Origin of the sequence: Isoptericola sp. NPDC019693 (assembly GCF_044389085.1) — a bacterium.
Classification (GTDB): Bacteria; Actinomycetota; Actinomycetes; order Actinomycetales; family Cellulomonadaceae; genus Isoptericola.
The window spans coordinates 91,340-105,222 of sequence record NZ_JBIRXP010000006.1 but is presented as its reverse complement, the minus strand read 5'-3'; the positions used below and the strand labels follow the sequence as shown (position 1 = coordinate 105,222).

General features: G+C 74.5%; 14 protein-coding genes. 7 read left to right on the top strand and 7 right to left on the bottom strand.

The genetic code is table 11. The annotated features are described in order from the left end of the window. Positions 1 to 105 precede the first annotated feature (105 nt). Positions 106 to 459 (top strand): STAS domain-containing protein, encoded by a 354-nt coding sequence (locus ACH436_RS17330; protein WP_245807192.1) that lies wholly within the window; start codon positions 106 to 108, stop codon positions 457 to 459. Positions 460 to 537: 78 nt separating this feature from the next. Here the strand turns inward: ACH436_RS17330 and fbaA are convergent, their stop codons facing one another. The 3 genes from fbaA to ACH436_RS17315 form a co-directional block, all read right to left on the bottom strand. After that, positions 538 to 1,557 (bottom strand): class II fructose-bisphosphate aldolase, encoded by a 1,020-nt coding sequence (gene fbaA, locus ACH436_RS17325; RefSeq protein WP_430561440.1) that lies wholly within the window; start codon positions 1,555 to 1,557, stop codon positions 538 to 540. Positions 1,558 to 1,700: 143 nt separating this feature from the next. Continuing rightward, entirely contained in the window at positions 1,701 to 2,381 is a 681-nt protein-coding gene (locus ACH436_RS17320; RefSeq protein WP_430561439.1) for a TrmH family RNA methyltransferase, read from the bottom strand. After that, on the bottom strand, positions 2,378 to 3,214 hold the full coding sequence (locus ACH436_RS17315) for an SDR family oxidoreductase (protein ID WP_430561438.1): 837 nt from the start codon (positions 3,212 to 3,214) through the stop codon (positions 2,378 to 2,380). Before ACH436_RS17315 ends, ACH436_RS17320 begins: the two co-directional genes overlap by 4 nt. Positions 3,215 to 3,302: 88 nt before the next feature. Here ACH436_RS17315 and ACH436_RS17310 point away from each other — a divergent pair, with 88 nt between their 5' ends. Then, the gene (locus ACH436_RS17310; RefSeq protein ID WP_430561639.1) at positions 3,303 to 4,043 is read left to right on the top strand and encodes an HAD-IIA family hydrolase; all 741 of its coding nucleotides are present in this window, start codon (positions 3,303 to 3,305) and stop codon (positions 4,041 to 4,043) included. Continuing rightward, positions 4,036 to 4,320: a hypothetical protein gene (locus ACH436_RS17305; RefSeq protein ID WP_430561437.1), complete on the top strand. Its 285-nt coding sequence runs from the start codon at positions 4,036 to 4,038 to the stop codon at positions 4,318 to 4,320. The genes ACH436_RS17310 and ACH436_RS17305 overlap by 8 nt, the downstream gene beginning before the upstream one ends. A 40-nt stretch (positions 4,321 to 4,360) precedes the next feature. Here the strand turns inward: ACH436_RS17305 and pyrE are convergent, their stop codons facing one another. Genes pyrE through ACH436_RS17290 form a run of 3 tightly spaced genes read right to left on the bottom strand, consistent with a single transcriptional unit; the run spans position 4,361 to position 7,072 of the window. Further along, positions 4,361 to 4,945: an orotate phosphoribosyltransferase gene (gene pyrE / locus ACH436_RS17300; protein WP_430551701.1), complete on the bottom strand. Its 585-nt coding sequence runs from the start codon at positions 4,943 to 4,945 to the stop codon at positions 4,361 to 4,363. Then, entirely contained in the window at positions 4,942 to 6,243 is a 1,302-nt protein-coding gene (locus ACH436_RS17295) for a SpoIIE family protein phosphatase (protein WP_430561436.1), read from the bottom strand. The genes pyrE and ACH436_RS17295 overlap by 4 nt, the downstream gene beginning before the upstream one ends. Before the next feature lie 55 nt (positions 6,244 to 6,298). Beyond that, the gene (locus ACH436_RS17290) at positions 6,299 to 7,072 is read right to left on the bottom strand and encodes an SDR family NAD(P)-dependent oxidoreductase (protein WP_430561435.1); all 774 of its coding nucleotides are present in this window, start codon (positions 7,070 to 7,072) and stop codon (positions 6,299 to 6,301) included. Between the two features lie 109 nt (positions 7,073 to 7,181). Between ACH436_RS17290 and ACH436_RS17285 the strand changes: the two genes are divergently transcribed. The 3 genes from ACH436_RS17285 (at position 7,182) to ACH436_RS17275 (ending at position 10,081) form a co-directional block, all read left to right on the top strand. Next, the gene (locus ACH436_RS17285; protein WP_430561434.1) at positions 7,182 to 8,069 is read left to right on the top strand and encodes an exodeoxyribonuclease III; all 888 of its coding nucleotides are present in this window, start codon (positions 7,182 to 7,184) and stop codon (positions 8,067 to 8,069) included. A 17-nt stretch (positions 8,070 to 8,086) separates the two neighbouring features. After that, positions 8,087 to 8,833, top strand: a complete 747-nt coding sequence (locus ACH436_RS17280; protein WP_430561433.1) for a septum formation family protein — start codon at positions 8,087 to 8,089, stop codon at positions 8,831 to 8,833. Positions 8,834 to 9,250: 417 nt separating this feature from the next. Further along, complete coding sequence (locus ACH436_RS17275; RefSeq protein WP_430561432.1) at positions 9,251 to 10,081, top strand: C40 family peptidase; 831 nt, start codon at positions 9,251 to 9,253, stop codon at positions 10,079 to 10,081. 78 nt (positions 10,082 to 10,159) lie between these two features. Here ACH436_RS17275 and ACH436_RS17270 read toward each other — a convergent pair whose 3' ends face one another. Beyond that, positions 10,160 to 12,220 carry a sigma-70 family RNA polymerase sigma factor gene (locus tag ACH436_RS17270; RefSeq protein ID WP_430561431.1) on the bottom strand — a complete coding sequence of 687 codons (2,061 nt, stop codon included), beginning with the start codon at positions 12,218 to 12,220 and terminating at the stop codon, positions 10,160 to 10,162. A gap of 187 nt (positions 12,221 to 12,407) precedes the next feature. Between ACH436_RS17270 and ACH436_RS17265 the strand changes: the two genes are divergently transcribed. After that, on the top strand, positions 12,408 to 13,859 hold the full coding sequence (locus tag ACH436_RS17265; RefSeq protein WP_430561430.1) for a pectinesterase family protein: 1,452 nt from the start codon (positions 12,408 to 12,410) through the stop codon (positions 13,857 to 13,859). The last annotated feature ends 24 nt before the right edge of the window (positions 13,860 to 13,883 follow it).

Genomic DNA, 13,883 nt, shown 5'->3' with positions numbered 1-13,883 from the left:
GAGACTCGAGGTGAACGCCCCGCGCGTGGAAGGAGCACCGTGCACGACGGATCGAACACGACCCCCCGTGATCTGCGGCGTGCGGTCGTGAAGGAGGCAGACGCGGTGCCTGAGCTGGGAGACCCCGCGAGCGTGCACGTCATCGTGGGTGCGTCGCGCGCCCGTGTCGTGCTGTCCGGCGAGATCGACGCCGACATCGGAGCAGAGCTGGGCGAGGCCATCTCCGACGCCGAGGGCTCCGGCCTCCCCGTCGAGATCGACGCCCATCACGTCACGTTCATGGACTCCTCGGGCGTGGCGTTCCTCGCCCGGCTCGCGTCGCGCAGCCCGCACCGCGTCCGGGTGCTGCGCGCACCGCCGACCGTCCGGTTCCTCCTCGAGGTCACGCGCATCGGCGAGCTGCTGGAGATCGTCGACGTCGACCCGGGCTTCGACCTGGAGACCCCGGCGCCGAGGTAGCTCGAATCTCGTCGAGGTAGTTCAGAGGGCGGCCCGCACCACGTGCGGACCGCCCTCTGAACTACCTCGGCGCGAGGGTCACATCTTGTGGCCGGCGGAGCGCAGCTGCTGCGCGGCCTCGACGATGCGGGCGGCCATGCCGGCCTCGGCCTGCTTGCCCCAGGCGCGCGGGTCGTAGGCCTTCTTGTTGCCGACCTCGCCGTCGATCTTGAGGACGCCGTCGTAGTTGCGGAAGAAGTGGTCCGCGACGGGGCGCGAGAACGCGTACTGCGTGTCGGTGTCGATGTTCATCTTGATGACACCGTTGTCGACCGCCTCGGAGATCTCCTCGGCCGTGGAGCCCGAACCACCGTGGAACACGAGGTCGAACGGGTTCTCCTTGCCGATCTCCGAGCCGACGGCCTTCTGGATGTCCGCGAGGATCGACGGGCGCAGCTTCACGGCACCCGGCTTGTACACGCCGTGCACGTTGCCGAAGGTGAGGGCCGTCAGGTAGCGGCCCTTCTCGCCGGCGCCGAGGGCGCGCACGGTGGCGAGGCCGTCCTCGGCCGTCGTGTACAGCTTCTCGTTGATCTCGGCCTCGTGGCCGTCCTCCTCGCCACCCACGACGCCGACCTCGATCTCGAGGATGGTGCGCGCGGCCTGCGAGAGCTCGAGCAGCTCGGCGGCGATGACGAGGTTCTCGTCCAGGGGGATGTCCGAGCCGTCGAACATGTGCGACTGGAAGGTCGGGTTCTTGCCGGCCTTCACCTGCTCCGCCTCGAGGGCGAGCAGCGGGCGGACCCAGGAGTCGAGGTTCTTCTTGACGCAGTGGTCGGTGTGGATCGCGATGTTCACCGAGTAGTTCTTGGCGACCTCGGTGGCGTAGGCCGCGAGGGCGAGCGAGCCCACGACGCGGTCCTTCACGGTGGAGCCCGAGGCGTACTCGGCGCCGCCCACGGAGACCTGGATGATGCCGTCCGACTCGGCCTCGGCGAAGCCCTGGAGCGCGGCGGTCACGGTCTGCGACGAGGTGATGTTCACTGCGGGGTAGGCGAACTTGCCGGCCTTCGCCCGGTCGATCATCTCGGCGTAGACCTCGGGGGTTGCGATAGGCATCTGCGGTACTCCAATGACGGGGCGTACGAGGATGCAGCGGGATGCTTCGTCGCGACGGGCGCCGTGCGACCCGCATGCAACCGGATTTTCTCACGTCCGGGTCATGGGAGTCACATCCCGTCGGCTCCGTGAGACGGCACGGGTCACGACGGGCCCGACGACGAGAGCCAGCGCGACGCCCACGCGTGCATCGCGACGGCCCCCGCGGCGCCTGCGTTGAGGGAGCGGGTGGACCCGTGCTGGGTGATGTGCAGGACGTCGGCGCACACCGCCTGCGCCTCCGGCGTCAGCCCGGTGGACTCCTGGCCGAACAGCAGCACGCAGCGGGCGGGCAGGTCGTAGCCCTCCAGGGCCACGGACCCCGGCACGTTGTCGATGCCGATCACGGGCAGCCCTGCCCCGCCGTCCGCCGACGCCGCCCAGGCCGCGAGCGCCGCCGCGTCCGGGTGATGGTGGGTGTGCAGGTAGCGGTCGGTCACCATCGCGCCGCGCCGGTTCCACCGCCGCCGCCCGACGACGTGCACCCCCGCCGCGTTGAACGCGTTGGCCGTGCGCACCACCGACCCGATGTTGAGGTCGTGCGCCCAGTTCTCGATGGCGACGTGCAGCTGCCGGTCGGCGGGGCGGCGGGCGTCGAGGTCGGCGACGACGGCCTCGACGCTCCAGTACCGGTAGCGGTCGACGACGTTGCGCCGGTCGCCGTGCTCCAGCAGCTCCGGGTCGAACCGGGGGTCCGGCGTGCCGTCGGGCAGCCGCGGCCACGCGTCCGGCCCGCCCGGCCACGGCCCGACCCCGACCTCGTGCTGCTCCTCGGGCCCCGTCACCGCCCGGCCAGCCAGTCGTCGTAGGTCACCGTGCCCACCGCGGCGTCCGGGACGAGGTTGCGTCCCGCCCGGAAGAACTCGCCGAGTGCGCCGGGCAGCGGCACCCCCACCGGCAGCCGGCGCGAACCGTGCGCCCGCCGCCAGGCACGCGCCATCGCCCGCCCGTCGAGCGTCTGCGGCCCGCCGAGGGTCGCCGTCGGCGCGCCCGACGGCCCCGTGGCGGGGACGACGCCCAGCGGGTCGGCCCCCTCGGCCGCGTCGACGAGCGCCCGGGCGACGTCGCGCAGGTCGATCGTCTGGAACCGGCAGCCGCGCGGGTACGGCAGCAGCCCCAGCCGGGACCAGGCACCGAGCCGGCTGTCCCGGCCGAAGAAGAGGTCGAGGAACTCGTGGAACTGGGTGGCCCGGACGACGGTCGCCGGGACCGCGCCCCCGGCGTACACCCGCTCCTGCTCGGTGTGCGCCCGGTAGTACCCGTACCCGCTGCGGTCGACCCCGGCGATCGAGAGGATGACGGCGCGGCCCACGCCCGCGCGCTCCGCCGCGGCCACGACCCGCCGCGCCCCGGCGGTGAACACGGCCTGCGCGGCGGGAGACATCCCGTTGCTCGTGTCGACCACCGTGTCCGCGCCCTCGAACGCTGCGGCGAGCGCGCCCGCGACCCGTGCCGCGTCGTCGTCGAGCAGGTCCACCGCATGGTGCTCCGCGCCGGGCTCCAGGTCGGCGGGACGTCGGCGGGAGACCACCCGCACCTCGTGGCCGCGCGCCGCGGCCTCCCGCACGACGGCGCGCCCGGCCTGACCGGTGCCGCCCACCACCGCGATCGTCGTCATGCGCCCATCCTGGCGCACGCGCGACGCCGCCCCGCCCACTAGGGTGAGCGGCGTGAGCGAACGACGGATCGAGTGCTGGCTGACCGACATGGACGGCGTCCTCGTGCACGAGGGCCAAGCCATCCCCGGGGCACCGGAGTTCATCCGGGCGCTGCGCGACGCGGAGCGCCCGTTCCTCGTCCTGACGAACAACTCGATCTTCACGCCGCGCGACCTGCGCGCCCGCCTCGCCACGTCGGGGATCGACGTGCCGGAGGAGGCGATCTGGACGTCCGCGCTCGCGACCGGACAGTTCCTCACCGACCAGATCCCCAACGGCTCCGCCTACGTGATCGGCGAGGCCGGCCTCACCACCGCCCTCTACGAGGCGGGGTACACGCTCACCGAGTCGAGCCCGGACTACGTGGTGCTGGGCGAGACGCGCACCTACTCGTTCACGGCGATCACCAAGGCGATCCGGCTCGTGCGCGACGGCGCCCGGTTCATCGCCACCAACCCGGACACGACCGGCCCGTCGGCCGAGGGGCCGCTGCCGGCCACGGGCGCCGTCGCCGCGATGATCCAGGCCGCCACCGGCCGCTCGCCGTACTACGTGGGCAAGCCGAACCCCATGATGTTCCGCTCCGCGCTCAACCGCATCGACGCCCACTCCGAGGTGACGGCGATGATCGGCGACCGCATGGACACCGACGTCGTCGCCGGCATCGAGGCGGGGCTCGAGACGTTCCTCGTCATGACCGGCTCGACGACCGCGGCCGAGGTGGACACGTACCCGTTCCGGCCGTCGCACGTCGTCGACTCGATCGCCGACCTCATCGGCCGTGTCTGACGTCGGCACCCCGACCCCCGGGGCCGGAGACCCCCGCCGACGCCGCGGCACCTGGGCCGCGGTGCTCTCGATGGTGGTCGGCGCCGGCATGGTCGTCTGGGTGCTGACCCGCCCGGTGGGCTACGCGTCGGCCGGCTGGTTCGCCTACGCGCCGCTGTCCGACACGCTCTTCGTCCCGGGGTCGTCCAGGCTCGTGGTCATGCAGGTGCTGTTCGGCGTGGGCGCGCTGCTCGTCGGCCTGGGCGCCGGCTTCCTGCTCGGCCGCCGGCGCGGCTGACCCCTCGGCGCGGCGCGTTCGCCGCGGCCCTGCGGGCCGCTCAGGCGAGGCCCAGGTCCGCCAGGTCGTAGAGGTAGTGGTAGGGCACGCCGAGGGCCTCGATCTTCTCGCCGGCGCCGGTGGCGCGGTCGACGATCGTGGCGCAGCCGAGCACCTCGGCGCCCGCGGCGCGCAGCGCCTCGATGGCCGTGATGGGCGACCCACCGGTCGTCGTCGTGTCCTCCAGGACGACGACCTTGCGGCCGGCGACCTCGGGCCCCTCGATCTGCCGCTGCATGCCGTGCGCCTTGGCCGCCTTGCGGACGACGAACGCGTCGAGGTCCTGCCCGCGCGACGCCGCGGCGTGCAGCAGCGCGTCCGCGATCGGGTCCGCGCCGAGGGTCAGTCCGCCGACGGCGTCCACCTCCGCGGTGCCGAGCCCGACCTCCTCCAGGTGGTCGAGCAGCACGTGGCCCACCAGCGGGGCCGCACGGTGGTGGAGGGTGATGCGGCGCAGGTCGACGTAGTAGTCGGCCTCCTTGCCGGAGGACAGCGTCACCTTGCCGTGCACGACGGCGAGCTCGGTGATGAGGTCGCGGAGCTGCTCGCGGGGCGTGGGGCCGAAGGCGGTATCCGAGGAGGTCACCCGGTCATCGTACCGACGGCGTCCGCCCCGCCCGCGGGCGGGGCCGCCACCTGGAGGGCCACCAGGGCCACGTCGTCGGCGCCGCGGATCGGCGTGCTGCGCGCCAGCACGCAGTCGGCGAGCCGGGTGAGCCGGGGGTCCACGACCTGCTCCACGTCGCGTCGCAGGTGCTCCAGGGACTCGGTCAGCAGCTCGCCGCGCCTTTCGACCAGGCCGTCCGTGAAGAGCAGCAGCGACGCGCCCGGCTCGAGCACCAGGCTCGACTCCTTCCGCCGCTGCGGAAGGAGCAGGCCGAACAGCCTCCCGGGACGCTCGTCCAGGAGCTCGGCACCGAGGCCGGCCCGCCGTACCAGCGGCGGCAGCGAACCGGCGCGCGCCCAGGTGACGCGCCGCGACCCGTCGGGCGCGGGCGGGTCGACGACGGCGACCGTGACCGCCGCGAACGCCTCGAGCCGCAGCGCGGAGGCGGCCCGCTCGGCCCGGTCGAGGACGTCCGCGGGCCCCGCGTCGTCCTCCACGGCGACGGTGCGCAGCACGCCCTTGAGGTGGGTCATCGCGGCCGCGGCGTCGATATCGTGACCCGCCACGTCGCCCACGATGAGCACCGCCCGGCCCGACTCGCGGAGCACCACGTCGTACCAGTCGCCGCCCACCCGCGTGATCCGGTTGGCCGGCTGGTAGCGGACGTCCACGGCGAGGCCGGGGACGTCCGGCGGCGGGGTGAGCACCGACGACTGGAGGGTCACCGCGGCCTCGCGCTCGGCGGCGGCCGTCGCACGCATCCGCGCCACCGTGCTGTGCCACGACATGCGCTCGGGCGTGGCGTCCTCGTCCGTGCCCTCGACGTCGTCCGCGTCGACCTCCTCGACCCGGACGACGACGGCCCGGACCATCGAGTCCCCCGAGCGCGTGACCGGCAGCACCAGGAGCATCCAGTACCGCGGCCCCGTCTCGCCCGTGCGCGGGTCGGGCAGGTCCCACCTGGTCGGCTCCACGACCTCGGGCAGCCCGGTGCGCAGGCACCGGCCGATCGCGTCCAGGGCCCGGCGCACGGGAGGCGGTCCCCCCGGCACCCGCGCCAGCGCGTCGGCGAGGGTGCGCCCGACCAGGGCGTCCACCGGCATGCCGAGCAGCTCGGTGTACGAGCGGTTGGCGTCGAGCACGACGAGGTCGCGGTCCAGCACGATCTTCGGCACGGTCATCGCGTCGAAGAGGTCTCGGTAGTCCAGCGCGTCGCCGCCGGGTGCAGCGCTCGGGCCGCCCCCGGCGGCCGCCGCCGGCGTCGTCCCCCGGGTCACCCCACCATCGTGGGTCAGGCGGCGGGTCCTCGCCCGGGCTCGGTGACGGCCGTGGTCAGCGGTACTTGCCGACCGCGCGCACCGCGGCACGTGGGGCGAGGCGCAGCAGCGCCGAGGCCGCCTTGTAGCGGACGGACGGCGTGGAGATGACGACGCCGCGGCGGACGTCCGCGAGCGCCTCGGAGACCACGCGCGGGGCGTCCAGCCAGCCGATCTCCGGCACGGCGGACATGTCCACGCCCGCCCGGTCGTGGAACTCGGTGCGCACGAACCCGGGGCAGAGCACGGTGGCGGTGACGCCGGTCCCCTTGAGCTCGACGGCGAGCCCCTCCGTGAACGACCGCACGTACGCCTTCGCGGCGGCGTAGGTGCCGCCGGCGGTCAGCGCGGCGACCGACCCCACGGTGAGGATCGCGCCCCGCCCGCGGGCCGTCATCTGCCCGGCGGCCGCGTGCGACAGCACGAGCACCGCGCGGACCATCACGTCGAGGGCCGACAGCTCGACAGCGAGGTCTCCCCTCACGAACGACTGCGCCGTGGCGAACCCGGCGTTGTTGACGAGCAGGCCCACCGGGCGGCGGTCGTCGTCCTCCTCCTCGCCGGTGACGGCGAGCCGGGCGGCGACCCGCTCCAGGTCCTCCGGCACGGACAGGTCCGCCTGCAGCACCTCCACCCGCACGCCGGCGGCCGCGCGCACCTGCGCGGCGACCTGCTCCAGGCGGTCGGCGTCGCGCGCGACGACGACCACGTCGTGTCGCGCGGTGGCGAGCTGCCAGACGAACTCCAGGCCGAGGCCGGCGGTGGCGCCGGTGACGAGCGCGGTACCCATGGGGGCAGCCTAGTGGCGCGCCGCGGCCTCGGGCCGCCGGCGGGGCGGCGGCATCGACAGCATCAACAGCATCGGCGGCATCGGCGCCCGCGCCGGTAGCCTGGCGCCCGTGCGCCTCGCGACCTGGAACGTCAACTCCGTCCGTGCCCGCGTCGACCGGGTGATCGCCTTCCTGGAGCGCTCGGGCACGGACGTGCTCGCCATCCAGGAGACCAAGTGCCGCGACGAGCAGTTCCCGCACGCCGCGTTCGAGGCCGCCGGGTACCAGGTGGCGCACACGGGGCACTCGGCGTGGAACGGCGTCGCCATCGCGTCCCGGGTCGGGATCGCGGACGTCGAGACGTCCTTCCCGGGCCAGCCGGGCTTCGCCAAGCCCACCGCCCCCGCGCCCGCCGACGACGCGCCGGCCGAGGCCCCGGACGCGTCGCCCGACGAGGCACCGGCGGCCACCCTCCTCGACGTGCCGCCGCCGGTCGAGGCGCGCGCCCTCGGCGCCACCTGCGGCGGAGTCCGCGTCTGGTCGCTGTACGTGCCGCACGGTCGCGCCGTCGGCGACCCGCACTACGCGTACAAGCTGGCGTGGCTGGGCGCGCTGCGCGACGCCGCGTCCGGGTGGCTGGCGGACGACCCGCGCACGCAGGTCGCGCTCGTCGGCGACTGGAACGTCATCCCGCTCGACACGGACGTCTACGACCCCGGCGCGTTCGAGGGGCACACCCACGTGACGCCGGCGGAGCGCGAGGCGTTCACCTCGTTCGCCACCGCCGGGTACACCGAGGTGACGCGCGAGCACCTGCCCGCCGAGCACACCTACACGTACTGGGACTACCAGCAGCTCGCCTTCCCCCGGAACAAGGGCCTGCGCATCGACTTCGCCTACGCCTCCCCCGCCGTGCGCGAGCGCGTCACCGGCGTCGTCATCGACCGGGACGAGCGCAAGGGCAAGGGCGCCAGCGACCACGTGCCGGTCGTCCTCGACCTCGCCGACCCGGCCTGACGCGCGCGGAGCACGTCGTGACCCAGGACCCGATCCGCGACCCGAACCAGGACTCGAACCAGGACTCGAACCACGACCAGGTCCGAGACCCCTCGTCCGGGCCCGACGCGGCAGCCGGCACGACGCCGCCCGCGGACCCGGTCTTCGCCGCGCCCACGCCGGCGGGCGTGCTGCCCGTGGACGGCCTGGGCGACCTGCGACTGCCGGGACCGGGCGACGGCGACCCCTCGCCCGACGTCGCACGGCAGGCCCCGATCCCCGCGGGCGGGAGGGCCGGCGCCGCCCGGACCCGTCGCGTCGCGGGCCGCGCGGCGCTGGCGGTGGTGGCGCTGGCCGTCGTCGGCGGCGCGGTCGCGGCCGGGGTGACGACGGCGCGCGAGCGGGCGACCACCCCCGTGCCGGCGGCGGTGGCGCAGGCGCGCGACGTGAACGCGGTCCAGCTCGTGCTCGGGTCGTGCCTGCGCGACGTGCCGCCCGGCGACGTCGGCAGGGTGACGGTCGTGCCGTGCACCGACGAGCACGTCGCCCAGGTGGTGGGCCGCACGGACTCCGCGACCGGTGCCGTGTGGCCGGGGCACGACGCCCTGGTGCGCAAGGCGTCCGCCGACTGCGGGCCCGGGCTGCTGGGCGCCGCGGGTCGCGAGGCCGAGGGGCTGAGCTTCGTCGTCCTCGTCCCCTCCGAGGACGGCTGGGCGGCCGGCGACCGGACGGGCCTCTGCCTCGCGGTCTCGGGCTCTCCCGGGTCGGACGACCTGCTGGTCTGAGGCATAGGGGCCGAATCCCCCTACGGGCGGATTCCTACAGTGATCTTGGTCACATCCGGTATCACGCGACCCTGCCCGGTTCGGCCCGGCTTGCCCGAACTCGTCCAGGAGGGATGCCCCTCGCCCGGCTGGGCGACACGGCAGGGGACCTGTTACCGGAACGTGACCTCAGGGGGTCCCGGGGGTTAGCGTCCCTCGACCGCACCCACCACAGGTGCCGGCCGACCGAGGCGCAGCCGAGTGCTGCCGGCGTCCCGGTGACCACGACACCCACGGCAGCAGCGGGAGACCCACTTCCGGCCGGCCGCCCGGGCACACCGCCCGGACGCTCCCGGCCTTGGGGTTCAGCCACCTAGTGGCGGGCCAACGATCTCGGCCTCACCCGACAGCTCATCTCGCAGGCTGGAGGTCACGCCCATGTCCACGTCCCACGATCCCGCGCGCCCCGGCACGGCCGCCGTGGCCGCCCGCCGGCCCCGCCGGGCGATCATCGCCCTCGCCGTCGCCGGCGCTCTCACGGGCGGTGGCCTCATCGCCGTCGCCCCCCACGCCTCCGCCGCGACCGGCGTGAGCTCGGCCGCCGTCCAGGCCGCCACGTCGAAGCCGAAGCCCAAGACCGTCTTCACGGCGTCCAAGCACACCGTCTCCCGGTCCTCGGGCAAGCACCGCCCCACCTTCACGATGAAGGCCACGTACGGCGGCAAGGCCATCTCCGGCAAGGCCAAGCTCGTGCTGAACGGCAAGGTCGTCGCGACCAGGTCGCTGCACAGCGGCAAGGCGTCCTTCAAGCCGTACTGGTCCACCTACAAGGCCGGCAAGAACCGGGTGCGCATCGTCGTCGACCCGGCGTCCGGCTCGCTCGCGAACAAGTCCTCGCGCACCACCGGGGTCCACAAGAAGACGGGTTCGCCCGTCGTCGCGATCGCGAAGACCAAGGTCGGCGCGCGCTACGTCAGCGGCGCCACCGGTCCGAGCGCGTTCGACTGCTCGGGCTTCACCTCCTACGTGTACAAGAAGGCGATCGGCAAGAACATGCCGCGCACCTCGTCCGCGCAGAAGCACGTCGGCAAGAAGGTCTCGCGCAAGAACGCCAAGCCCGGTGACCTGATCTGGTCCCCCGGCCACGTCGCCATCTACATCGGCAACGGCAAGCAGATCGACGCCGGCAACCCGCGCGTCGGCGTCGTCAAGCGCAGCATCTGGCAGTCCAACCCGACGTTCATCCGGGTCAGCAGCAAGGCGGTCTGACCACCCGGATCACCCCCGGACCACCCGTCGGGCCCCCGGCCTCCGTCACGCGAGGCCGGGGGCTCGACGTCTGTGGCCTCAGCCCGCCGCGAGGGGCCACGAGTTGCCGCTCGCGACGACGGCGTCCCCCAGCTTCGCCGCGACGTCGTTGCCCGACGTCGTGTTGTCGCGCAGCACGGCGGCGGCGGTCTCCAGGAAGAACCCCGCCGCCCCGTTGTCCCGCGCCGTGTTCCCCACCAGCCGGATCGCCCCGCCGTTGCCGCCGTCCGCGAAGCCGTGGTGCCCGTTGCCCCACGCCACGTTCCCCTCGACGACGTGGGCCACCGCGGGCGGCTCGTCGCCGCCGCCCAGGGTGTAGCCGCCCCCGTTGCCGTGCCAGCCGGCGATCCCCCACCGGTCGATGCCGTTGCGGAACGACTCGTTCCCGCGCAGCGTCACCGGGCTCGCGAACTCGCCCAGGTCGACGCCGTCGTCGGCGTTGTCGTAGAAGCGGTTGCGCTCCACGACGTTGCCCGCGCCGGAGCCGAACTTGACCCCGAGGCCGAGGCCCGCGTCCCCGCCGGAGGAGTCGTCGTGGTTGTCGTAGAACGCGCTGTCGCGCACGACGTTGCCCACCGTCCCCGCGCCGCGCAGCTCGAGGCCGGAACGCGTGTTCGCGTGCACGCGCAGGCGCTGGAACACCCCGTCCGAGCAGGACACGCACAGGTACCCGTGGCTCTTCGAGCCCCGGACCTCCAGGTCCTGCACCGTCCACCGGTCGGCCTCCTGCACGAGGGGCCACTCGTCGGCGGGCACGCCCGCCAGGTCGAGCACCGCGCGCTCGTCGCGGTAGCCGCTCAGCGTGATCCGGGCGCCCGGGGCGCCGTCGGTCGTGATCGACACCGGCTCCTCGACGCGGTGGGTGCCGCCCCGCAGCGCGATGACCTGGCCGGGCCGGACCACCGACACCGCGTGGGCGACGGTCGCGAACGGCCGCGCCCAGCTGCCGTCGCCCGCGTCGGAGCCGTCGGGCGCGACGTACAGGTCGGCGGTGGGCACGCCCGACGTCGGCCCGTCGGGCGGCGGCTCGGTGGCCGGCGGCTCGGTGGCGGGCGGCTCGGTGGCCGGCGCCGCGACCTGGTCGACCGGTGACGACGGGTCCGGTGCGGTCGACGGCACGACGACGTGCGCCGGTCGGTCCGGGCCCGGCAGGACCAGCGTCGTGACCGCGGCCCCGCCCCCGGCCACGACGACCGCCGTCGCGGTGACGGCAGCCACCGGACGGGCGACGACCGCGTCCCACCCGTCCCGCAGCTGGTCCGCGAGGGCGTGCCACCAGCCGTGCGCGGCCGGGGCCCCGGCGTCGAGGAGTCCGCGCACCGTCTCCTCGGCCGCGCCCGCCGGCACGGCCACCAGGCCGATCGCCGGGACCAGCCGCTCGGGCGGCACCAGGGCGGCGGCGAGACCGGAGCACGCCGGGCAGTCCCGCACGTGCCGGTCCAGCCGCTTGCGCCACAGCGGCGAGGGCGTGCCGTCCCAGCCGGCGGCGGCGCGGTCGAGGCCCGCGCACCGCGGGACGGCGTCGAGCGCGAGGCCGATGCCGCGGGCGGTCGCGAGCTGCGCCCGCATGCGTTGCACCCGCACCGCGGCGTGGCGCCGGCCCACGCCGAGCGCGCGGGCGAGGTCGCCCCGGCCGAGCTCGCCGCACGCCTCCTGCCACCAGAGCCCGAGGACACCCTGGTGCGCCGGGTCGAGCCAGCGGCCCGCCGCGACCAGGCCGCGTCGCTGGTCGGCGGCCACGACGTCGACGGTCGCGCGCACGTCGGGCGACGGCTCCGGGTCGGCGACCCGGGTCAGCGCCGGGTCGTCAGGGACCGGACGACCGCGGCGCGCACGGTGGTGGTCCTGCATCTGCCGGTAGGCGATCGCCAGCAGCCACGACCGGAACCGGGCCGGGTCGCGCACCGCGCCCAGCGACGTCATGGCCCGCAGCATGGTCTCCTGCACGACGTCGTCGACGTCGGCGGCACAGGCCCCGTCGTCGCCGAGCCCCCTCGCGACCACGCCGCGCACGAGCGGCAGGTGCGCGCCGAGGAGCTCTCCGAGGGCGACCCGGTCGCCTCCCTGGGCGCGGACCACCAGGTCGGCCGTCCCGTCCACGTCGCTCTCCGTCCCCGTCGCCGGCCGGTCCGCGCCGTCGTCGGACCGCCTGGCATCGTAGCGAGCGGCTGCATCGATGAAAAAAGTGTTGTCGTCGCCGCCGGGCGACCGTCTACCTCGTGGCTCGCGACGACGCGGGCCACGGACCGGCCACCGGTCCGTCAGCCTGAGGGAAGGACCGTCGGACATGACCGACATCCCCAAGCACCGCCGACGACGGCTGGCCGGCGCCGCCGCCGTCGCGACCCTGGCCGCCGGGTTCCTCGTCGGGACCACGACCACCACCGCCGCCGCGGCGCCCGCCGCGGGCACCTACCAGCTCACCGTCGCCCGCAGCGGGCAGTGCCTCGACGTCGTCGCCGGCTCGAAGGACAACAGCGCCCTGCTCCAGCAGTGGGGCTGCAGCGGCGGCGCCTGGCAGCAGTTCCGCCTGGAGCCGCTCGGCGGCGGGGCGTACCAGCTGCGCAACGTCAACAGCGACCGCTGCCTCGACGTCCCCAGCGGCACGGACGTCGTCGGCACCCGCATCCAGCAGTGGAGCTGCAAGCCCGCCCAGACCAACCAGCAGTGGACGCTCACGCCGTCGCGCGACGGGTCGTACCTGGTCTCGAGCGTCGCCAACGGCCTGTGCCTCAGCATCCAGGGCGCGTCCACCACCAGCGGCGCGGCCGTCATCCAGGAGGGCTGCACGCACAACACCAACAAGCAGTGGACGTTCACCGCCGCCGGCGACGGTGGCGGCTCGACGGGCGACGCGACCGTCGCGGCCGACGGCTCCGGGACGTACCGCACCGTCCAGCAGGCCGTCGACGCGATCCCCGCGAACGCGACGTCCAAGCAGCGGATCACGGTCGCGCCCGGCACGTACCGAGGCAAGGTCGTGGTCGGCAAGGACAAGCCGTTCGTCGAGCTCGTCGGCCTCGGGGACGACCCCGCGGACGTCGTGATCGTCGACGGCGTCAGCGCCGGCGAGGGCGGCAGCCACCGCGGCAGCGCCACGATGGTGGTCGAGGGCGCGAGCTTCAGCGCCGACAACCTCACCGTGTCGAACGACCACGACGAGTCGGAACCGGGCGACGGCGACCAGGCCCTGGCCCTGTACCTCAACGCCGACCGGGTCCTGCTCGACGACCTGCGCCTCCTGGGCGACCAGGACACCCTGCTGGTCAACGACGCCACCCGCGCGTACGTGACCGACACGTACGTGGAGGGCACGGTCGACTTCATCTACGGCGGCGGCGTCGCCGTCTTCCACCGCAGCACGATCCACGAGAAGCGCACCACGGGCGGGCCGATCACCGCGGCGAGCACGCCGGCGGACCGCAAGTACGGCTTCCTCTTCTACCAGTCACGCATCACGGGGGCGACGAACAACACCACCCAGCTCGGGCGCCCCTGGCGGCAGGGCGCACAGGTGCTGTACCGCGAGTCGGACCTGTCGGCCACGATCAGGACGGCGCAGCCGTGGACCGACATGTCGGGCAGCACCTGGCAGAACGCCCGGTTCCTCGAGTACCGGAACACGGGCGCCGGCGCCGGCGTGAACTCCAACCGCCCGCAGCTCTCGGACGCCCAGGCGGCCGAGTACACGCCGCAGAAGTACCTCGCGGGCTCCGACGGCTGGAACCCGGTGGGCTGACCATGACGACCACCGTGACCCGAC

What these genes read in the sequence shown, in the direction of transcription:
- fbaA (WP_430561440.1), bottom strand. Translation starts at nt 1,557, where the DNA reads ATGCCTATCGCAACCCCCGAGGTCTACGCCGAGATGATCGACCGGGCG.
- ACH436_RS17315 (WP_430561438.1), bottom strand. Translation starts at nt 3,214, where the DNA reads ATGACGACGATCGCGGTGGTGGGCGGCACCGGTCAGGCCGGGCGCGCC.
- ACH436_RS17310 (WP_430561639.1), top strand. Translation starts at nt 3,303, where the DNA reads ATGGACGGCGTCCTCGTGCACGAGGGCCAAGCCATCCCCGGGGCACCG.
- ACH436_RS17290 (WP_430561435.1), bottom strand. Translation starts at nt 7,072, where the DNA reads ATGGGTACCGCGCTCGTCACCGGCGCCACCGCCGGCCTCGGCCTGGAG.
- ACH436_RS17275 (WP_430561432.1), top strand. Translation starts at nt 9,251, where the DNA reads ATGTCCACGTCCCACGATCCCGCGCGCCCCGGCACGGCCGCCGTGGCC.
- ACH436_RS17265 (WP_430561430.1), top strand. Translation starts at nt 12,408, where the DNA reads ATGACCGACATCCCCAAGCACCGCCGACGACGGCTGGCCGGCGCCGCC.